Genomic DNA, 18,383 nt, shown 5'->3' on the forward strand with positions numbered 1-18,383 from the left:
TCGGATCAGGTATTCATCGATTCGAAGAAATCCGAATTGTTCTTGGTCTGCTTCAGCTTGTCGATCAGGAATTCGATGGCGTCCATCGTACCCATCGGCGCGAGAATACGGCGAAGAACGAAAATCTTCTGCAGATCCTGACGCGGCACCAGCAGGTCTTCCTTACGCGTACCGGATTTCAGAATATCCAGTGCCGGGAAGATGCGCTTGTCGGCAACCTTGCGGTCGAGCACGATTTCCGAGTTACCGGTACCCTTGAATTCTTCGAAGATGACTTCATCCATACGGCTGCCGGTATCGATCAGCGCAGTCGCGATAATGGTCAGCGAACCGCCTTCTTCGATGTTGCGAGCGGCGCCGAAGAAGCGCTTCGGGCGCTGCAGCGCGTTGGCGTCCACACCACCCGTCAGAACCTTACCGGAGGAGGGAACAACCGTGTTGTAGGCACGGCCGAGGCGCGTAATGGAATCGAGCAGGATGACGACGTCACGACCATGTTCGACCAGGCGCTTGGCCTTTTCGATGACCATCTCGGCGACCTGCACGTGACGAACGGCCGGTTCATCGAAGGTAGAGGACACAACCTCGCCCTTAACCGAACGCTGCATGTCGGTCACTTCTTCCGGACGCTCATCGATCAGGAGAACGATCAGGTAGCATTCCGGATGGTTTGCCGTGATGGAATGGGCGATGTTTTGAAGCAGAACGGTCTTACCGGTGCGCGGCGGCGCCACGATCAATCCGCGCTGACCCTTGCCGAGTGGTGCGACGAGATCGATCACACGCGACGACAGGTCCTTCGAGGTCGGAACATCCAGTTCCATCTTGAAGCGCTCATTCGGATAAAGCGGCGTCAGATTGTCGAAGTGAACCTTGTGGCGGATCTTTTCCGGATCATCGAAATTGATCGTATTGACCTTGAGGAGCGCGAAATAACGTTCGCCTTCCTTGGGGCCGCGGATCGGGCCTTCGACTGTATCGCCGGTCTTCAGCGAGAAGCGGCGGATCTGCGACGGCGAGATATAGATATCGTCCGGACCGGGCAGATAGTTTGCATTTGCGGATCGCAGGAACCCGAAACCGTCCTGCAGGACTTCAACGACGCCCTCGCCGATGATTTCGATGTCCTGGCTCGCGAGAACCTTGAGGATTGCGAACATGAGCTCCTGCTTGCGCATGGTGCTCGCATTTTCAACTTCCAGGGATTCGGCAAAAGTCAGCAAGTCGGTAGGCGATTTGCTCTTAAGTTCCTGAAGCTTCATTTCAGCCATGAAGAGAAGACCGTTTGATAATGTAATGTCGGGGGAGGGCGTGTTCGCGAATCAGATGCTGTGGGAGATACCGCAGATGACTGAATAATTCACATGCCACGAAGATGAGTGGCCCGAAAATAGCGATTGAACACGGCCGCTGCAAGAGGAAAGCACGAATTCCGCGAAATTTATCGTCGCACCGTCTTAACCGAAGGGTTTCACAACCACAAGTATGACGATGAGGATCATCAGCACCGTCGGAACCTCGTTCATCAACCGCCAGTGACGGGCAGGCCGCTTGTTTTCATCCCGCGCGAAACGTTTTGCACTACGCGTGAAATAAACATGGGTCACAGTCAGAAGCACCACCAGCGCGATCTTTGAATGCAGCCAGCCACCGGAAAAACCATAAACCGACCAGGCGAGATAAAGTCCCAATATCCAGGATATCATCATCGCCGGGTTCATGATCACCTTGATCAGCCGCTGCTCCATCACCTTGAAGGTTTCGGATTGCTGCGAACCGGCCGGTGCATCCGTGTGGTAGATGAAGAGCCGCGGCAGGTAAAAAATCGCGGCCATCCAGGAAATGACGGCGATAATATGCAGCGCCTTGATCCAGAGATAGAGATCGGCCGGATCTGCATAAAATAACAGGGCGACGAAGGCAGCAAAGACACCGAGCGCGACGCCGGCCCGCAAAGCCGCCCGGTTTCCGGAACGGGTGGAGGTCTGTTTTTCGCCGCTCATGCCCCGGTTCCGCCGGCACGTACCCTCTGCACCAGCCGGGTGACGTTTTCCGGGTCAGCCTGCGGGGTGATGCCATGGCCGAGATTGAAGATCAGCGGACCCTGTGCAAGAGCCTGCAGCACGGCATCTATACCATCCTGTAACGCCTTCCCTCCTGCCACCATCAGCATGGGGTCGAGATTGCCCTGCACGGGCCCTTCCTTCTGCAAGTCCCTGGCGAAGCTCAGCGGCACCGACCAGTCGAGCCCGATGGCGTCGGCGCCCGTCTTGCGACGATAATCCTTGAGAAGGTAACCAGCCCCCTTGGCGAAGGCGATAATTTTTGCCGAAGGCCGACGGGCGCGCACCGATGCGATAATGCGGGCAACGGGTTTTATCGCATAATCCTCAAATTCCTTCTCACCGAGCACGCCGGCCCAAGAATCGAAGATTTGAACCGCATCTGCGCCCGCATCGATCTGCGCGACCAGATAATCGGCGGAAACGTCGGCGAGGAAAGCCAGCAGCTTTTCCATGGCCACCGGCTCCTGATAACCGAATAGCCGCGCCGGGGCCTGATCCGGCGTTCCGTGTCCCGCGATCATATAAGTCGCAACCGTCCACGGCGCGCCGCAAAAACCGAGAAGCGTCGTTTCTCCGGGCAAAGAGGTGCGCAGACGGGAAACGGTTTCGAAAACAGGAGAAAGATGCGCCATGACATTTGTGGCATCCAGCTTCTCGATACCGCTCACATCGATCGGGTCCATGGCCGGACCTTTTCCTTCGCTGAAAGACACGTTGCGGTGAAGCGCATCCGGTATCACCAGAATATCGGAAAAGAGAATGGCGGCATCTAGCCCGAACCGGCGAATGGGTTGGAGAGTAACCTCCGTCGCCAGTTCGGGATTATAACAGAGATCGAGGAAACTACCGGCGCTCTTACGCGTTTCCCTGTACTCGGGAAGATAACGCCCAGCCTGTCGCATCAGCCATATGGGCGGCGGTGTGACCGTCTGCCCGTTCAACACCGTCATAACCTTGCGTTCGCTCATGGCACCTAGCTTCTAAAAAATAAAATCAAAGAGATTTAAAAGATTTTCTATTTCTTAGAGTCTGTGGGTAGCAAGGATTAAAATCGTTCCAGTCGAAATGCCGCAGCCGCAAAGTTTCAAGCGTGCCTGCGGATGTTATCGGCGCGCTTGCTTTGGAATAATCGGGATAATAGAAATTTTATAAATAATTTCAGTTATTTATGACGAACCAGGAAAACAGGACGACTGTGGATAATCTGGGGAAAATTTTGAACGGTTTCACGTTCTTCCAACAATTCACAGGCACGTCGGAGACGATTGAAGCCACTTGCGGATTGTGGAAAAACACCACCTTATTCACGTCGCGGTTCGACCCGCAGGACAATTCAGAGATTTGTCCCGGTTTATCAACAGCGGGAGAAAAACAGCGTGGAGAACAAAAAAAGCTTCTTCCATCTGCACCTGATTTCGGACTCGACGGGAGAGACTCTGATGTCGGCCGGTCGGGCCGTTTCGGCACAGTTCCACGCTTCCATGCCGGTGGAACATGTCTATCCGATGATTCGAAACCAGAAACAGCTCGCACAGGTCGTTGATCTCATCGACAAGGAACCGGGCATTGTTCTCTATACGATCGTCGACCAGCAGCTGGCCGAGTTTCTGGACCTGCGGTGCCATGCGATCGGGGTGCCCTGCGTAAATGTCCTTGAACCCATCATCGGCATCTTCCAGACCTATCTAGGTGCGCCGTCCAGACGGCGGGTGGGCGCGCAACATGCCTTGAATGCGGATTATTTTGCGCGGATCGAGGCGCTCAATTTCGCCATGGATCATGATGACGGGCAAATGCCCGAAACTTATGACGAAGCCGATATCGTCATCATCGGCATCAGCCGCACCTCAAAAACACCGACCAGCATCTATCTCGCCAACAGGGGAATAAAGACCGCCAATATACCGGTCGTTCCCAATGTGCCTTTGCCCGACAGCCTCTACGCGGCCACGCGACCGCTGATCGTCGGGCTGGTCGCGACATCGGACCGAATATCGCAGGTGCGTGAAAACCGGGAACTCGGCGCGACGGGCGGATTTGACAGCGGCCGCTACACGGACCGCGCCACCATTATGGAAGAGCTGAAATATGCGCGAGCGCTCTGCGCGCGCAACAATTGGCCGCTAATCGATGTCACGCGCCGCTCCATCGAGGAAACGGCGGCGGCGATCCTTGCCCTTCGTTCGAGGACACGATAATCCGAACCGCACCATTCGGAGCAGACAGTCGATGCAACAAGAATTGATCCTCGCCTCGTCCAGCGCATCCCGCCAGATGCTAATGCGCAATGCGGGGCTGACATTTTCGGCCATCCCCGCGGATATTGACGAGCGTGCGCTCGATGAACAGCTGGAACGAGACGGCGCCAATCCGGAAGAGGTTGCACTGGAACTCGCCAGGGCCAAGGCTCTTGCGGTTGGCGCGCTTTATCCGGAAGCACTGGTCCTCGGCTGCGACCAGACCATGGCGCTCGGCACCCGCGTTTATCACAAGCCGAAAACCATGGCGGAGGCCGAAGCGCATCTGCTGTCATTGTCCGGCAAGGTCCATCGCCTGAACAGCGCTGCCGTTCTCGTCCGACATGGCGAAGTCGTGTGGCAGATCGTTTCCAGCGCCGAGCTGACCGTTCGGACTTTAAGCGCCGAATTTGTCTCCCGCCACCTGCAACGGGTGGGAGAAAAGGCCCTGAGCAGCGTCGGCGCGTATCAGCTCGAAGGAGAGGGAATCCAGCTATTCACCTCGATCGAAGGCGATTATTTCACGATTCTCGGCCTGCCGCTTCTGCCGCTTTTATCGAAACTGCGCGACATGGATGTCATCGATGGCTGATTCACGTGAAACATTAACCATAAACGCCTTCGTTGTCGGCTATCCGATCAAGCATTCGCGATCGCCTATTATCCATTCCTACTGGCTGAAGAAATTCGGCATTGCCGGTTCCTATAAGGCCGTGGAAATCTCTCCGGACGATTTCGCGAATTTCATTGCAACGCTGAAGCAGGGCAAGCCGGGCACGGCCGTCGGCGGCAATGTCACCATTCCCCATAAGGAAGCGGCTTACCGGCTGGCAGACAGACCCGATGCTCTGGCGGAAGAACTCGGCGCTGCCAACACTGTCTGGATGGAGGAGGGTGAGCTTCACGCTACCAATACGGATGGTTATGGTTTCGTCTCCAATCTCGATGAGCGGCATCCGGGCTGGGACAGGACAGAGCGAGCAGTGGTTCTGGGTGCCGGCGGCGCTAGTCGAGCGGTCATTCAGTCGCTGCGTGATCGAGGCATCGCCGAAATCCACGTCCTCAACCGTACCGTCGAACGGGCGTGCGAACTGGCCGACCGTTTTGGGTCGCGGGTTTTTGCCCATTCCCAGGCAGCGCTTCATGAGGTCATGCAGGGTGCCGGTCTTTTCGTGAATACGACGTCGCTCGGCATGGATGGAACGGAAGCGCCACATATTGATTTTTCGCCGCTGGCAGATCAGGCCGTCGTAACCGATATCGTCTATGTGCCGTTGAAAACACCGATCCTGAAAATGGCGGAAGAGCAGGGCGTCGCAACCGTCGATGGGCTCGGCATGCTGCTTCATCAGGCTAAACCCGGTTTCAAGCGATGGTTCGGCAAAACGCCGGAAGTCGATGAGGCCCTGCGTTCGCTCATCATCGAGGATATGGAGAAACATTGATGATCGTCATCGGTCTCACCGGCTCGATTGGAATGGGAAAAACGACGACGGCGAAGCTGTTTGCCGGGGAAGGAGTTCCGGTTCTCGATTCGGATGAGGTCGTGCACGGGCTTTACCGGGCGGAAGCCGCCCCGCTGATCGAAGCGGCCTTTCCGGGCACCACCGTTTCCGGTGCGGTGGACAGGCAGAAACTCGGTGAGATCTTGCGGCAGAATCCGGCTAATTTCAGAAGACTGGAAGAGATCGTGCATCCGCTGGTGCGTGGAAGGCAGGAGGCGTTTCTGGCGCAGGCAAGGAAAGAGGATCGGCAATTCGCCGTCCTCGATATTCCGCTGCTGTTCGAAACCGGGGCGGAAGGCCGGGTCGATAAAGTCGTTGTCGTCAGTTGCGCGCCGGAGATTCAGCGAGAGCGGGTTTTATCCCGACCTGGAATGACGGAAGAGAAATTCGAAATGATCCTCGCCCGCCAGATGCCCGACGCCGAAAAGCGCCGGCGTGCCGATTTTATCGTCGATTCCGGAAATGGTGTCGAAGCGGCACGGGATCAGGTAAGACAGATTCTGCAGAAACTGGCCGCTCAGTCGCGCCGCGGAGAGATGAATGCGTGAGATCATTTTCGATACGGAAACCACGGGCCTTGAATCGAAGCTAGACCGCGTGATTGAAATCGGCGGCATCGAGCTGATCAATCACTTTCCCACCGGCCGCACGCTGCATCTCTACATCAGCCCGGAAGATCGCAAGGTTCACCCCGACGCACTTGCCGTTCACGGGATTACCGACGAGTTTCTGAAGGATAAACCCAAATTCGCCGAGGTCGTCGACCAGATTCGCGACTTCTTCGAGGGCGCGCGCTGGGTGGCGCATAACGCCACATTCGACATGGGCTTCATCAACGCGGAATTCGCCCGTCTCGGCATTGAGCCGGTTGCCGCCGATCTGGTGACGGATACGCTTTCGCTCGCCCGTCGCAAGCACCCTATGGGACCGAACTCGCTCGACGCACTTTGCCGTCGTTACGGTATCGACAATTCCCACCGTACCAAGCACGGCGCTCTTCTCGACTCCGAGCTGCTCGCCGAAGTTTATATTGAAATGATCGGTGGGCGCCAGACGGCGCTCGGTTTCGGTTCCGCCGCCAAGCAGGAAACCATCATCGTCGAGGAAGACGTTGCGCTTGAGCCACTGCAAAGGCCGCGGGCTTTGCCCTCGAGGCTGGATGCGGAAACGGTCGCGGCCCATGGCAAACTGGTTCTCGGCATGGGCGATAAGGCGATCTGGAACCGTTACCAGAATTGATGCCTGTCCAGGCACCGGAAACGGTGAATGCCGTCAAAGAAAAACCCAGGCATGAACCCAGGTTTTGTTTTGTCTGAATTCTGCAGCGCAGAGCCGCGTCACTTAGTTCGGTACGGCCTGAACCTTGGCCTTTGCCTGTTCCTCGGCAACGCGCTGGGCGAACATCTGCGCAAAATCTATCGGATCGATCATCAGCGGCGGGAAACCGCCATTGCGGGTAACGTCCGCAATGATCTGGCGCGCGAAGGGGAACAGCAGGCGCGGGCATTCGATGAACAGCACCGGCAGCATATGTTCCTGCGGGAAGCCGGCGATGCGGAACACGCCGCCATAAACCAGCTCGGCCGCGAACAGCACCTTGTCGCCATCCTTGGCTTCAGCATTCAGCGTCAGGACAACATCGAAATCCGAACCCGAGATCGGGTTTGCATTGACGTTGACATTGATGTTGATCGACGGCGCATTATCACGGGCCTGAAGCGAGCGAGGAGCACCCGGATTTTCGAAGGAAAGATCCTTGATGTACTGGGCAAGAATGTTGAGGGAAGGACTTACTGCGCCCTGTGCACCATTTTCAGCGGTCATTACATTTCCTCACGGCGTGAATTCGTGGAAGGCGGTCTATCATTTCGACCCGGGCCTTACAACCCTTCGTGATTGGGTCATCGCGACCCATTCCGCCCGGGATCAGGGTTTGGGCAGATCGCGATCGTCCGGGTTGCGCGACCATGGCGAACCCTCTGGCTCTTCGCGATGAAACTCCTCCTCGTCGAGATCCACCACCTTCGAATTGCGCGCATGTCCCGGATCATTCCGAAAGCCGGAAAAATCACCGGGCTGAGGACCGGATTGCTGGCCGGATTGCCGAAACGAACCCGCAACGACGACGCGCGGCCCGAAGGCTTTCCAGAAAAAGCGCCGCACGCTGGGCGAGAGAAGCAGAAGGCCGAGAATGTCGGTAATGAAACCGGGAATGAAGAGCAGGATCCCGGCAACAACGCGCATGGCGCCATTCACCAGCTCATCCGCCGGCTGCGCACCGGTACGTCCCGCATCCTGAAGATTTCTCACCATGCCGATGCCGCCGAGCCGCAGGATGAGCAACCCCAGAAACGAGGTGAACAGGACAAGCGCCAATGTCAGCCACAAACCGATTGCCTTGCCGACGATGATGAAACCGGCAATTTCGAGGATGGGCATCATCAGGATGACGATGGGGAGAAAGGAAAAACGCATCTTCTAGCCTTGCGTGTGCATCTCTGGCAGATTGCCGGTTCCCGGGACACCGATGATTGAATCTGCACATTTGAATGATGATAAGATGCAGACTATATGATGGTGAGGTTTTCGAATTTAAATGGCGGTTTTGGTAAAAGATGGGCTTCAGCGACTTTATCACATTGTTTTTTCTCGTTGCAGCGGTGCTGATCTTCTTTCAGCTGCGCAGTGTCCTCGGTCGCCGCACGGGCAATGAGAAGCCGCCATTCGACCCCTATAGCCCGCGAGATGTGGCGAAGGGTCCCGTTGCAGACGATAACAAGGTCGTGACCCTGCCAAGGCGCAGCGAGGGTGACGAAGAAAACCGTTTTGCCGAGGCGGATGCACTTGCCCCCGTCGATACGCCACTCAATGCGTCGCTGCGTGAGGTGATGACCAGGGACCCGTCCTTTGGGCCGAAGGAGTTCCTGAACGGCGCCCGCATGGCCTATGAAATGATTGTCATGGGCTTTGCCGATGGCGACCGCAAGACGCTCAAGAACCTTCTGTCGAAGGAGGTTTTCGACGGTTTCGAGGCTGCCATTTCCGAGAGGGAAGGTCGGGGCGAGGTGGTGAAGTCCACCTTCGTGGGTATCGAGAAGGCAGATATCACCCAGGCCAGTGTGCGTGATTCCGAAGTGCAGATCACGCTGAGGATCGTCAGCCAGCTGATTTCGGCGACCTATGACAGGGATGGCAAGCTGGTGGATGGCGATCCGGATGCGGTTGCGGAGGTGGATGACATCTGGACCTTCTCGCGCGATATCCGCTCGCGCGATCCGAACTGGAAGCTGATCGCTACCGAATCCGAGCAATGACCGCGCCCTTTTCGATCGAAGAAGTTTCTTTCAGCGACCTGCCCGGATGGCGGCAAGACGATCCGGGCAAGCTTTTTCCGGCGATGGCGACAATCCTGTCGCATCTTCGGAATGCGAAACCCTACAGGACCGGCGCGCTCGGGGTCACGGCGGCGGAACTGGTCTCGCTTCTGGAAAGCGCAGAGAAAAACCAGACAAGCGACCCGGAGCAGGCGCGACGGTTTTTCGAAACCAATTGCGTGCCTTTCAGGATTTCTCCAGCTCAGGGAAAAAGCGGTTTCGTGACCGCTTTTTACGAACCCGAACTGGAAGTGTCGTCTGAGCCCGACGACATCTGGCGTTATCCGATTTACCGCCGGCCGTCGGAGCTGGTGGATATCGACGACGCCAATCGTCCTGCCGGTTTCGATACGTCCTATGCTTTCGGCAGGGAGGATGAAAACGGTATTTCCTATTTTCCCGACCGTCGGGAGATCGATGAAGGGTATCTGGAGGGCAGGGGCCTTGAGATTGCCTGGGCAAGATCGAAGGTCGATCTGTTTTTCGTTCATATGCAGGGTGCGGCGCGTCTGGTGTTTCCCGACGGCGCGGTAAAGCGTATCACCTATGCGGCCAAGGCCGGGCATGCTTTTTCGCCGATTGGCCGTCTGCTTCTCGAACGCGGCGAACTCGATCCGAAAACCGTGTCGATGCAGACGATCCGCAAATGGCTCGCTGACCATCCGGATGAGGTGGATGGGGTACTATGGCATAACCGTTCCTATATTTTTTTCAGGGAGGTGGATGTCGCCGATCAGGACATGGGGCCGATTGCAGCTGCTAAAGTTCCGTTGATTGCGGGGCGAGCGCTTGCGGTGGACAGGCTCATCCACACGTTCGGGCTTCCCTTCTTCATCCATGCGCCGTCGCTTACCCATCTCGATGACGGAAAACCTTTCGCGCGTCTGATGCTGGCGCTCGATACCGGCTCGGCCATCGTTGGTCCCGCGCGTGGCGATATTTTCACCGGCTCCGGTTTCGAAGCGGGAGAGCTGGCCGGTACGGTGCGCAATGAGGCCGATTTTTATATACTGATACCGCAGATGGCTGCGCAGAGGTATAGGCGATGAAGAGCAGTCGCAAGCTCGGCAAGGAAGAGCGCATTCTGTGGGGAAAGGTCGCAAAAACCACGCGGCCGATCTCCGGCAGACTGGAAGACCTGCTGGCTTTCGATGACATAGAGGAGCCTCCGGTGGAGCCCGATGTTCCGCAGGCCGGCAAAGTCGCTTTTCCGCGCATGCTTTTGGAGCCGGCCGAGCCGTCGCCACCGGCTCCGGACAAGAAGCCGAAGATTCATCAGCCGATGGAAAAACCGGTCAAACGCAAGCTCACCCGTGGCCGGCTGCCGCTGGAAGGGCGGATCGATCTGCACGGTATGTTCCAGAGCGAAGCCCATGCGGTGCTGCTTGATTTTCTGTTGCGCGCGCATGAGCGCGGTCTGAGGCATGTGCTCGTCATAACAGGTAAGGGCCGCTCCATCGGCAGCGACGGCGCGTTGAAAAGAGCGGTGCCCATGTGGTTTTCCAAGCCGGAATATCGCCACCTGATTTCATCCTATGAGGATGCATCCGCCAATCATGGCGGCGACGGCGCGCTTTATGTGCGGTTGGCGCGTCGGCGGGGTGAAAAATCATGACGCCCTTTGCGGAGGCCGTGCGGCAACTTCGCGAGCGCAAGGGCGTGACGCAGAAGGAAATGGCCGCCGCAATCGGCGTATCGCCGGCCTATCTTTCCGCGCTGGAGCATGGCAAGCGCGGCAAGCCGAGTTTCGATCTCCTCCAGCGCATCGCCGGATATTTCAACATCATCTGGGATGAGGCGGAGGAATTGTTCTTTCTGGCCGGTTCGTCCGACCCGAAAGTGGTGATCGACACCATCGGCCTGCCGCCGCAATATACGGCTTTCGCCAACCGGTTGGCACGGGATATTCGCAAGCTGCCGCCGAGTGTGGTAGAGGAACTGTCAGCCGTGCTGCAAAAAAGCCGTTCTTGCGATTGAAACCCCTCTATCCCCTGCTTTATGCAGCATCCTGAAGCATGCGGCCTTTGGGATTGGGTGTAGAATTTCTATAGTCGCATGTCGGATTTGAGTGATTCGCTGGCTTCAGGCCCTCTCACTGGAAACCTGGCCCGAGAAAACTTTGGAAAGAGTATTTATGACCGAAACATCGTCAAGCGAAGTCGGCGCGAACGCGGAATATGGAGCCGATTCGATCAAGGTCCTCAAGGGCCTTGATGCCGTGCGCAAACGGCCCGGCATGTATATCGGCGACACCGATGACGGTTCCGGCTTACATCACATGGTCTACGAAGTCGTTGACAACGCCATCGATGAAGCGCTTGCCGGTCATGCCGATCTGGTGACGGTGACGCTGAACGCCGATGGCTCCGTGACGGTGACGGATAACGGACGCGGCATTCCGACCGACATCCATTCTTCCGAAGGCGTTTCCGCCGCCGAAGTCATCATGACCCAGCTGCATGCGGGCGGCAAATTCGACCAGAACTCTTACAAGGTGTCAGGCGGCCTGCATGGCGTCGGCGTTTCCGTGGTCAATGCGCTTTCCGTCTGGCTGAAGCTCAGAATCCGCCGCAACGGCAAGCTGCACGAAATCGGCTTCACCCATGGTGTCGCCGATGCGCCGCTTTCCGTTATTGGCGAATATGAAGGCCGCTCCGGCACGGAAGTGACCTTCCTTGCCAGCCCTGAAACCTTCACCATGACGGACTACGATTACGGAACGCTCGAGCACCGCCTGCGCGAACTCGCATTCCTGAATTCCGGCGTGCGCATCCTGCTCACCGACAAGCGCCATTCGGACATCAAGCAGGAAGAGCTGCTGTATGATGGCGGTCTCGAAGCCTTCGTTCGTTATCTCGACCGTGCGAAGAAGCCGCTAGTGGACAAGCCAGTCGCCATCAAGGGCGAAAAGGACGGCATTACGGTTGAGGTCGCGCTGTGGTGGAACGATAGCTACCACGAAAACGTGCTCTGCTTCACGAATAACATTCCCCAGCGCGACGGCGGCACCCATATGGCCGGTTTCCGCGCGGCTCTGACCCGTCAGGTGACCTCCTATGCCGAAACCTCGGGCATCCTGAAAAAGGAAAAGGTGAGCCTGCAGGGTGAGGACTGCCGTGAAGGTCTGACGGCCATTCTTTCCGTCAAGGTTCCCGATCCCAAGTTTTCCTCGCAGACGAAAGACAAGCTCGTGTCGTCCGAGGTGCGTCCGGTCGTGGAAAGCCTTGTCAACGAAGCGCTCTCCACCTGGATGGAAGAACACCCTTCCGACGCAAGAATCCTCGTGGGCAAGGTGGTGGAAGCGGCGGTCGCGCGTGAAGCCGCCCGCAAGGCGCGCGAACTGACACGCCGCAAGGGTGCGCTCGATATCGCCTCTCTGCCCGGCAAGCTCGCCGACTGCTCGGAGCGCGATCCGGCGAAATCCGAACTCTTCCTCGTTGAGGGTGACTCCGCTGGCGGTTCGGCCAAGCAGGGCCGCTCGCGCGAAACCCAGGCGATCCTGCCGCTGCGTGGCAAAATCCTGAACGTCGAGCGCGCCCGTTTCGACAAGATGTTGTCCAGCCAGGAAATCGGCACGCTGATTACGGCGCTCGGTACCTCCATCGGCAAGGACGAGTTCAACGCCGACAAGCTGCGTTACCACAAGATCATCATCATGACGGATGCTGACGTCGACGGCGCCCATATCCGTACCCTGCTTCTGACCTTCTTCTTCCGCCAAATGCCGGAGCTGATCGAGCGTGGCCATCTCTATATCGCCCAGCCGCCGCTTTATAAGGTCACGCGTGGCAAATCCGTGCAGTACCTCAAGGATGAAAAGGCGCTGGAAGAATACCTGATCTCCATGGGTATCGAGGAAGCGTCGCTGACGCTCGGTTCTGGCGAAGTGCGTATCGGCGCCGATCTTCGCGAAGTCATTCTGGATGCGGTGCGCATGCGCTCGCTGATCGACGGGCTGCATTCGCGTTACAGCCGCTCTATCGTGGAACAGGCCGCTATTGCCGGCGCGCTGAACCCCGAACTTTCGGCTGATGCTGCCCGCGCCGAGGAAACCGTTGCCGAAGTGGCGCGGCGTCTGGATATGATCGCGGAAGAAACCGAACGTGGCTGGTCCGGCACGGTGCTGCAGGATGGCGGCTTGCGCTTCGAGCGCATGGTGCGCGGCGTCAAGGAAGTCTCGACGCTGGATATGGGACTGCTCGGTTCGGCCGATGCCCGCCATATCGATCAGCTCGCAGCCCGCACGCGCGATATCTACGCTACGCCGCCGGTTCTGCAACGCAAGGACGGCACCATGGAACTGGCCGGTCCACGCGCGCTTCTGGATGCGATTTTCGCCGCCGGCCGCAAGGGTCTTTCCATGCAGCGCTATAAGGGCCTCGGCGAAATGAATGCCGAGCAGCTGTGGGAAACCACGCTCGACGCCAATGTTCGCTCCCTGCTGCAGGTAAGGGTGAGTGACGCAACGGACGCCGACGGCCTGTTCGCCCGCCTGATGGGCGACGAGGTGGAACCGCGCCGCGACTTCATTCAGGAAAATGCGCTGAGCGTCGCCAACCTCGACATTTAATCCTGTGGGGTTTTCGCGTAACGATTCACGTGAAACGAAAATTTAATAAAAGGCCCGGCGGTCAATTTCCGTCGGGCCTTTTGTCATTCGGAGAACATCAATCACCCTTGCCGGTGAAGCGCCCTTCGAAGGCCACATCCGAAAGCGGCAGACGCTTGCTCGGCACTTCCCGTTCCGCCAGATCATCAGGGAGAACGGACTTGTCGGTCAGCGTGCCGATGGCGACCCCGGCCTCCACCTTGTAGCCTTCCGGGATGTTCAGTTTTTCAACGATCTTGTCCTTCAATATGCCAGCCATGCCATGGGCGTGGTAACCGAGCAGGTGAGCCTGCATGGCAAGCGAAAACCAGGCAGCGCCGGCATCGAAGGAATGGGTCGCGGATGGTTTTTTTTCACCGTCGCGCGAGATGTTATAGTCGCGGGAAATGACAAACAGCAGCACGGAGGCGTTTTTTGCCCAGCGCTGGTTTCCCTCCATCAGCAGTTCCACGAAGAGCGGCCAGTCTTCGCTATCCTTGTGCGCATAGACAAACCGCCATGGCTGATAGTTGGAAGCAGACGGCGCCCAGTGTGCCGCATCCAGAATGGTCATCAGATGCTGGGACGGCATGGCATGGCCATCGAAGGCGCGCGGAGACCAGCGATCGAGGAAGAGGGGATCGACGGGATATTCTGATTGCCGGGAATTGCTGTTCGTCACGGGCCATGTCCTTTTGATTGACGGGAAGGAAAAGGTATTTTTCGAAACTTGGCGCAGTCAAGGGGTGACAAGTATGAATGCATCGTTCATATATGCATCACCTTGTCAGACAACCGGGAGAGAGTTCCATGAAATTGATGCGTGTCGGCCAGCCCGGCCAGGAAAAACCTGCAATCCTTGATGCGGAAGGAAAAGTCCGCGATCTGTCCGCCCATGTCAAAGACATTGGCGGCGAAGCCATTTCTCCCGAGGGCCTCAAGAAGATCGCCGCGATCGACCTCGGCACACTTCCGGTGCTGAACGAAGAGCGCATCGGCGCCTGCGTTGCCGGAACCGGAAAATTCATCTGCATCGGCCTCAACTTTTCCGACCACGCCGCCGAAACGGGTGCCACCGTACCGCCAGAACCGGTCATTTTCATGAAGGCGACCTCGGCCATCGTCGGTCCGAATGACAACGTCACCATTCCGCGCGGTTCTGAAAAGACCGACTGGGAAGTCGAGCTCGGCGTCGTCATCGGCAAGACCGCCAAATACGTCTCGGAAGCCGATGCTCTCGATTACGTCGCCGGTTATTGCGTTTCGCACGATGTTTCCGAGCGCGCCTTCCAGACGGAGCGCGCCGGTCAGTGGACCAAGGGCAAGTCCTGCGACACTTTCGGCCCCATCGGCCCATGGCTGGTGACGAAGGACGAAATCGCCGATCCGCAGAACCTCGGCATGTGGCTGAAAGTGAACGGCCAGACCATGCAGGATGGCTCCAGCAAAACCATGGTGTATGGCGTCGCCCACGTTGTCTCCTACCTCAGCCAGTTCATGTCGCTGCATCCCGGCGATGTCATTTCCACCGGCACCCCTCCTGGCGTTGGCATGGGCCTGAAGCCGCCGCGTTACCTGAAGGCTGGTGACGTCGTGGAACTCGGCATCGAGGGTCTCGGTTCCCAGAAGCAGACTTTCGTCGCCGACATCTGATCGCCGGCAGGCATCAACGAAAAGTGAGGCGCCGGCGGGAAACCGCCGGCGCCTTCGATTTTGTGCACCTGCGAAAAGCTGCTATGGTTGAAAAAAAGAGCGTGATCGCGAGGGAGGCGTCATCAGTGTTCTACCACCTCTACGAAATGAACCATGCGGCCATGGCGCCGCTGCGCGCCGGCGCCGACATGATGCGTCAGGCTTGCAACAATCCGCTCAACCCGCTTTCCAGCACGGCTTTCGGAAGAAGCCTCGATGCCGGTTTTGAGGTCTTTGAGCGCATGACGCGCCGTTACGCTAAACCGGAATTCGCTCTTTGCAGTACGATTGTCGATGGCCACACCGTCAATGTTGTCGAAGAGACCGTCTGGTCGCGTCCGTTCTGCAATCTGCTTCGTTTCAAGAAGGAACTCGATCCAGCCCGTAAGTCCGATCCGAAGGTGCTGCTGGTGGCGCCGATGTCCGGCCACTACGCCACCCTGTTGCGGGGAACGGTGGAGGCCCTGCTGCCTTCGGCGGATATCTACATCACCGATTGGACCGACGCCCGCACCGTGCCGGTGAGTGAGGGCACCTTCGATCTCGATGATTACATCAGCTATGTCATCGAGATGCTTCGCGCGATCGGACCGGGGGCGCATGTGGTAGCCGTCTGTCAGCCATCCGTGCCGGTACTGGCCGCCGTTTCCCTGATGGAGGCTGATGGGGATAAATTCGCGCCGGCATCCATGACGCTGATGGGCGGTCCGATCGATACGCGCATCAATCCAACGGCTGTCAACGGTCTTGCCAAGGCGAAACCCATTGAATGGTTCCGCGACAATGTCGTCATGCAGGTGCCGTGGCCGCAGCCGGCTTTTGGCCGCAATGTCTATCCGGGCTTCCTGCAACTCTCCGGTTTCATGTCCATGAACCTCGACAAGCATATGACGGCGCACAAGGATTTTTACCTCAACCTCGTCAAGAATGACGGCGATTCCGCTGAAAAACACCGCGAATTTTACGATGAATATCTAGCCGTCATGGATCTGACGGCGGAGTTCTATCTGCAGACAGTGGAAACCGTCTTTATCGACCATGCGCTTCCGAAAGGGAACATGCTGCACCGGGGCAGGGCGGTCGATCCCGCAGCCATTCGCAACGTCGCATTGTTTACGGTGGAAGGTGAGAATGACGATATTTCCGGCGTCGGCCAGACGAAGGCCGCGCATGATCTCTGCCGGAATATCCCTGAAGACAAACGCGCCCATTACATGCAGCCGGATGTCGGGCACTACGGCGTCTTCAACGGTTCGCGCTTCCGCAAGGAAATCGTGCCGCGCATGCTGGATTTTATCCGCAAACATCAGACAGCTTAAGGACAAGACGGCCGGCCGTGCCGCGCATTTGCATGGCCAAGCGACGGACGAATCGGTTATGAAGAGTTCATGTTTTCGCTCCTCAGAAAATCCCTGAAGTCGCCGGTCCCAAAGAAGATTGCGCCCAGCCAGCGCACCGTCGCAGTGGCGGGCAGGCAGGTGCCGATTACGGTCAGGGAAAATCCGCGTGCCACGCGCATTACGCTGCGCATCGAACCCGGCGGCCGGGCGCTGAAGCTGACGATCCCGATGGGCCTGCATCACCGCCAGGTGGATGATTTTCTCGAGAGGCATCAGGGCTGGCTGGAAGGCAAGCTTGTGAAATTCAGCCCCGACGACGGTTTGCGGTCGGGTGCGACCATCGATATTCGTGGCATAGCCCACCGCATTGACCATACTGGCAGCCTGCGAGGGCTGACACATGTCACGAAAGACGCCGATGGGATGGCCATTCTGAAGGTCAGCGGCGCGCCGGAACATCTGAGACGGCGGATAGCGACATTCCTCAAGAAGGAAGCGAAGGCGGATCTGGAACGGCTTGTGGCTGTTCATGCACGCACCGCCGGCCGGCCGGTCCGCTCCATCAGCATGAAGGATACCCGCAGCCGGTGGGGCTCCTGTTCCCATGATGGAAATCTGAGCTTTTCCTGGCGCATCGTCATGGCCCCGGAAAAGGTCATCGACTATCTCGCCGCCCATGAGGTCGCGCATCTGAGCGAAATGAACCACGGCCCGAAATTTTGGGCATTGTGCGAAAAGCTCTGCCCGCACACGGAAGAAGCCAAGAGCTGGCTGAAACGCCATGGTTCCAAACTTCACGCCATCGATTTCGATTGAAACCGGCGGCGCGGATCGCCATCTGGATTCACGTGAAACATTCCATCGGGAATGGATGCGATTTGGCTCGACTCTTGTCGCATTTCATGTCAGGTCGCGGGTATGAAACCGGATATCAAGATTTGCGGATTGAAGACACCGGAAGCGCTGGAGCGCGCCGTCAGGCGTGGTGCGTCCCATGTCGGTTTTATTTTCTTTGAAAAAAGCCCGCGCAATATCGAGCCCGATCTTGCCGGCAGGCTGGCGGAAGGCGCTCGTGGCGCCGCCAAGGTGGTTGCCGTCACCGTCAATGCCGATAATGATTATCTCGATGAAATCGTCGATCTCGTCAAACCGGACATTCTGCAGCTGCATGGCAATGAAAGCCCGGAACGGCTGCTGAACATCAAGGCGCTGTATGGCCTGCCTGTCATGAAGGCGATTTCCATTCGCGATGCTGCTGATCTTGCCAAAATCGACCCTTATATTGGAATAGCCGACCGTTTTCTGCTGGATGCCAAGGCGCCTGCCGGTTCCGAGCTTCCGGGCGGCAACGGCGTGTCCTTCGACTGGACCATCCTGCGATCACTTGACGGAAGTGTGGATTACATGCTTTCCGGGGGATTGAACAAGGACAATGTCGCCGAGGCGCTGGCGGAGACCAGGGCAAGCGGACTAGATTTATCGTCCGGTGTGGAAAGTGCGCCGGGCGTCAAGGATCTGTCCATGATCGACGCATTTTTCGATGTGGTGAATGATTGGTCGAAAGGCCCAAAGGGAGCTTGA

Annotated in this window: 20 protein-coding genes; 14 read left to right on the top strand and 6 right to left on the bottom strand. The window is 57.6% G+C overall.

Annotated features, from left to right (window positions below; translation table 11 throughout):
- Positions 1-5 precede the first annotated feature (5 nt).
- The 3 genes from rho to hemE form a co-directional block, all read right to left on the bottom strand.
- Positions 6-1,271 carry a transcription termination factor Rho gene (gene rho / locus PIB16_RS10655; RefSeq protein ID WP_004444236.1) on the bottom strand — a complete coding sequence of 422 codons (1,266 nt, stop codon included), beginning with the start codon at positions 1,269-1,271 and terminating at the stop codon, positions 6-8.
- A gap of 186 nt (positions 1,272-1,457) precedes the next feature.
- Entirely contained in the window at positions 1,458-2,003 is a 546-nt protein-coding gene (gene hemJ / locus PIB16_RS10660) for a protoporphyrinogen oxidase HemJ (RefSeq protein WP_271045595.1), read from the bottom strand.
- The gene (hemE, locus tag PIB16_RS10665; RefSeq protein ID WP_271045596.1) at positions 2,000-3,034 is read right to left on the bottom strand and encodes a uroporphyrinogen decarboxylase; all 1,035 of its coding nucleotides are present in this window, start codon (positions 3,032-3,034) and stop codon (positions 2,000-2,002) included. The genes hemJ and hemE overlap by 4 nt, the downstream gene beginning before the upstream one ends.
- Positions 3,035-3,442: 408 nt before the next feature.
- Between hemE and PIB16_RS10670 the strand changes: the two genes are divergently transcribed.
- The 5 genes from PIB16_RS10670 to dnaQ are packed head-to-tail and all read left to right on the top strand — an operon-like array spanning position 3,443 to position 7,047.
- Positions 3,443-4,264: a pyruvate, water dikinase regulatory protein gene (locus PIB16_RS10670; RefSeq protein WP_003521149.1), complete on the top strand. Its 822-nt coding sequence runs from the start codon at positions 3,443-3,445 to the stop codon at positions 4,262-4,264.
- Positions 4,265-4,295: 31 nt separating this feature from the next.
- On the top strand, positions 4,296-4,895 hold the full coding sequence (locus PIB16_RS10675; RefSeq protein ID WP_125146784.1) for a Maf-like protein: 600 nt from the start codon (positions 4,296-4,298) through the stop codon (positions 4,893-4,895).
- Positions 4,888-5,748 (top strand): shikimate dehydrogenase, encoded by an 861-nt coding sequence (locus tag PIB16_RS10680; RefSeq protein ID WP_271045597.1) that lies wholly within the window; start codon positions 4,888-4,890, stop codon positions 5,746-5,748. The genes PIB16_RS10675 and PIB16_RS10680 overlap by 8 nt, the downstream gene beginning before the upstream one ends.
- A complete protein-coding gene (gene coaE, locus PIB16_RS10685) occupies positions 5,748-6,356 on the top strand; it encodes a dephospho-CoA kinase (protein WP_271045598.1) in 609 nt (202 codons plus the stop codon). Before PIB16_RS10680 ends, coaE begins: the two co-directional genes overlap by 1 nt.
- Positions 6,349-7,047: a DNA polymerase III subunit epsilon gene (dnaQ, locus tag PIB16_RS10690; RefSeq protein WP_065656821.1), complete on the top strand. Its 699-nt coding sequence runs from the start codon at positions 6,349-6,351 to the stop codon at positions 7,045-7,047. Before coaE ends, dnaQ begins: the two co-directional genes overlap by 8 nt.
- A gap of 102 nt (positions 7,048-7,149) precedes the next feature.
- Here the strand turns inward: dnaQ and secB are convergent, their stop codons facing one another.
- Positions 7,150-7,632: a protein-export chaperone SecB gene (gene secB, locus PIB16_RS10695; protein ID WP_003521154.1), complete on the bottom strand. Its 483-nt coding sequence runs from the start codon at positions 7,630-7,632 to the stop codon at positions 7,150-7,152.
- Between the two features lie 102 nt (positions 7,633-7,734).
- Positions 7,735-8,283, bottom strand: a complete 549-nt coding sequence (locus PIB16_RS10700) for an FxsA family protein (protein ID WP_271045599.1) — start codon at positions 8,281-8,283, stop codon at positions 7,735-7,737.
- Between the two features lie 140 nt (positions 8,284-8,423).
- On the opposite strand from PIB16_RS10700, the gene PIB16_RS10705 reads away from it, so the two are divergent.
- The 5 genes from PIB16_RS10705 to gyrB all read left to right on the top strand — a co-directional run bounded on the left by PIB16_RS10705 (position 8,424) and on the right by gyrB (position 13,752).
- The gene (locus PIB16_RS10705) at positions 8,424-9,122 is read left to right on the top strand and encodes a Tim44/TimA family putative adaptor protein (protein ID WP_174039761.1); all 699 of its coding nucleotides are present in this window, start codon (positions 8,424-8,426) and stop codon (positions 9,120-9,122) included.
- Positions 9,119-10,231: a murein transglycosylase A gene (gene mltA, locus PIB16_RS10710; protein WP_271045600.1), complete on the top strand. Its 1,113-nt coding sequence runs from the start codon at positions 9,119-9,121 to the stop codon at positions 10,229-10,231. The genes PIB16_RS10705 and mltA overlap by 4 nt, the downstream gene beginning before the upstream one ends.
- On the top strand, positions 10,228-10,797 hold the full coding sequence (locus tag PIB16_RS10715; protein WP_271045601.1) for a Smr/MutS family protein: 570 nt from the start codon (positions 10,228-10,230) through the stop codon (positions 10,795-10,797). The genes mltA and PIB16_RS10715 overlap by 4 nt, the downstream gene beginning before the upstream one ends.
- Positions 10,794-11,159: a helix-turn-helix domain-containing protein gene (locus PIB16_RS10720; protein WP_003521160.1), complete on the top strand. Its 366-nt coding sequence runs from the start codon at positions 10,794-10,796 to the stop codon at positions 11,157-11,159. The genes PIB16_RS10715 and PIB16_RS10720 overlap by 4 nt, the downstream gene beginning before the upstream one ends.
- Positions 11,160-11,316: 157 nt before the next feature.
- Positions 11,317-13,752: a DNA topoisomerase (ATP-hydrolyzing) subunit B gene (gene gyrB / locus PIB16_RS10725; RefSeq protein ID WP_271045602.1), complete on the top strand. Its 2,436-nt coding sequence runs from the start codon at positions 11,317-11,319 to the stop codon at positions 13,750-13,752.
- Positions 13,753-13,849: 97 nt separating this feature from the next.
- Here gyrB and PIB16_RS10730 read toward each other — a convergent pair whose 3' ends face one another.
- Positions 13,850-14,452: a nitroreductase family protein gene (locus tag PIB16_RS10730; RefSeq protein WP_137452565.1), complete on the bottom strand. Its 603-nt coding sequence runs from the start codon at positions 14,450-14,452 to the stop codon at positions 13,850-13,852.
- Between the two features lie 128 nt (positions 14,453-14,580).
- Between PIB16_RS10730 and PIB16_RS10735 the strand changes: the two genes are divergently transcribed.
- From PIB16_RS10735 to PIB16_RS10750, 4 genes are all read left to right on the top strand, one after another.
- Entirely contained in the window at positions 14,581-15,423 is an 843-nt protein-coding gene (locus PIB16_RS10735) for a fumarylacetoacetate hydrolase family protein (RefSeq protein ID WP_003521165.1), read from the top strand.
- 125 nt (positions 15,424-15,548) lie between these two features.
- Entirely contained in the window at positions 15,549-16,781 is a 1,233-nt protein-coding gene (locus PIB16_RS10740) for a polyhydroxyalkanoate depolymerase (RefSeq protein ID WP_271045617.1), read from the top strand.
- Positions 16,782-16,850: 69 nt separating this feature from the next.
- Complete coding sequence (locus tag PIB16_RS10745) at positions 16,851-17,618, top strand: M48 family metallopeptidase (RefSeq protein WP_271045603.1); 768 nt, start codon at positions 16,851-16,853, stop codon at positions 17,616-17,618.
- A 102-nt stretch (positions 17,619-17,720) separates the two neighbouring features.
- Positions 17,721-18,383, top strand: a complete 663-nt coding sequence (locus PIB16_RS10750) for a phosphoribosylanthranilate isomerase (protein WP_065656811.1) — start codon at positions 17,721-17,723, stop codon at positions 18,381-18,383.

The sequence above is a fragment of the Agrobacterium sp. ST15.13.015 genome (assembly GCF_027871645.1).
In the GTDB taxonomy this organism is placed as follows: Bacteria; Pseudomonadota; Alphaproteobacteria; order Rhizobiales; family Rhizobiaceae; genus Agrobacterium; species Agrobacterium leguminum.

What these genes read in the sequence shown, in the direction of transcription:
- rho (WP_004444236.1), bottom strand. Translation starts at nt 1,271, where the DNA reads ATGGCTGAAATGAAGCTTCAGGAACTTAAGAGCAAATCGCCTACCGAC.
- hemJ (WP_271045595.1), bottom strand. Translation starts at nt 2,003, where the DNA reads ATGAGCGGCGAAAAACAGACCTCCACCCGTTCCGGAAACCGGGCGGCT.
- hemE (WP_271045596.1), bottom strand. Translation starts at nt 3,034, where the DNA reads ATGAGCGAACGCAAGGTTATGACGGTGTTGAACGGGCAGACGGTCACA.
- PIB16_RS10675 (WP_125146784.1), top strand. Translation starts at nt 4,296, where the DNA reads ATGCAACAAGAATTGATCCTCGCCTCGTCCAGCGCATCCCGCCAGATG.
- PIB16_RS10680 (WP_271045597.1), top strand. Translation starts at nt 4,888, where the DNA reads ATGGCTGATTCACGTGAAACATTAACCATAAACGCCTTCGTTGTCGGC.
- coaE (WP_271045598.1), top strand. Translation starts at nt 5,748, where the DNA reads ATGATCGTCATCGGTCTCACCGGCTCGATTGGAATGGGAAAAACGACG.
- dnaQ (WP_065656821.1), top strand. Translation starts at nt 6,349, where the DNA reads ATGCGTGAGATCATTTTCGATACGGAAACCACGGGCCTTGAATCGAAG.
- secB (WP_003521154.1), bottom strand. Translation starts at nt 7,632, where the DNA reads ATGACCGCTGAAAATGGTGCACAGGGCGCAGTAAGTCCTTCCCTCAAC.
- PIB16_RS10700 (WP_271045599.1), bottom strand. Translation starts at nt 8,283, where the DNA reads ATGCGTTTTTCCTTTCTCCCCATCGTCATCCTGATGATGCCCATCCTC.
- PIB16_RS10705 (WP_174039761.1), top strand. Translation starts at nt 8,424, where the DNA reads ATGGGCTTCAGCGACTTTATCACATTGTTTTTTCTCGTTGCAGCGGTG.
- mltA (WP_271045600.1), top strand. Translation starts at nt 9,119, where the DNA reads ATGACCGCGCCCTTTTCGATCGAAGAAGTTTCTTTCAGCGACCTGCCC.
- PIB16_RS10715 (WP_271045601.1), top strand. Translation starts at nt 10,228, where the DNA reads ATGAAGAGCAGTCGCAAGCTCGGCAAGGAAGAGCGCATTCTGTGGGGA.
- PIB16_RS10720 (WP_003521160.1), top strand. Translation starts at nt 10,794, where the DNA reads ATGACGCCCTTTGCGGAGGCCGTGCGGCAACTTCGCGAGCGCAAGGGC.
- gyrB (WP_271045602.1), top strand. Translation starts at nt 11,317, where the DNA reads ATGACCGAAACATCGTCAAGCGAAGTCGGCGCGAACGCGGAATATGGA.
- PIB16_RS10735 (WP_003521165.1), top strand. Translation starts at nt 14,581, where the DNA reads ATGAAATTGATGCGTGTCGGCCAGCCCGGCCAGGAAAAACCTGCAATC.
- PIB16_RS10745 (WP_271045603.1), top strand. Translation starts at nt 16,851, where the DNA reads ATGTTTTCGCTCCTCAGAAAATCCCTGAAGTCGCCGGTCCCAAAGAAG.
- PIB16_RS10750 (WP_065656811.1), top strand. Translation starts at nt 17,721, where the DNA reads ATGAAACCGGATATCAAGATTTGCGGATTGAAGACACCGGAAGCGCTG.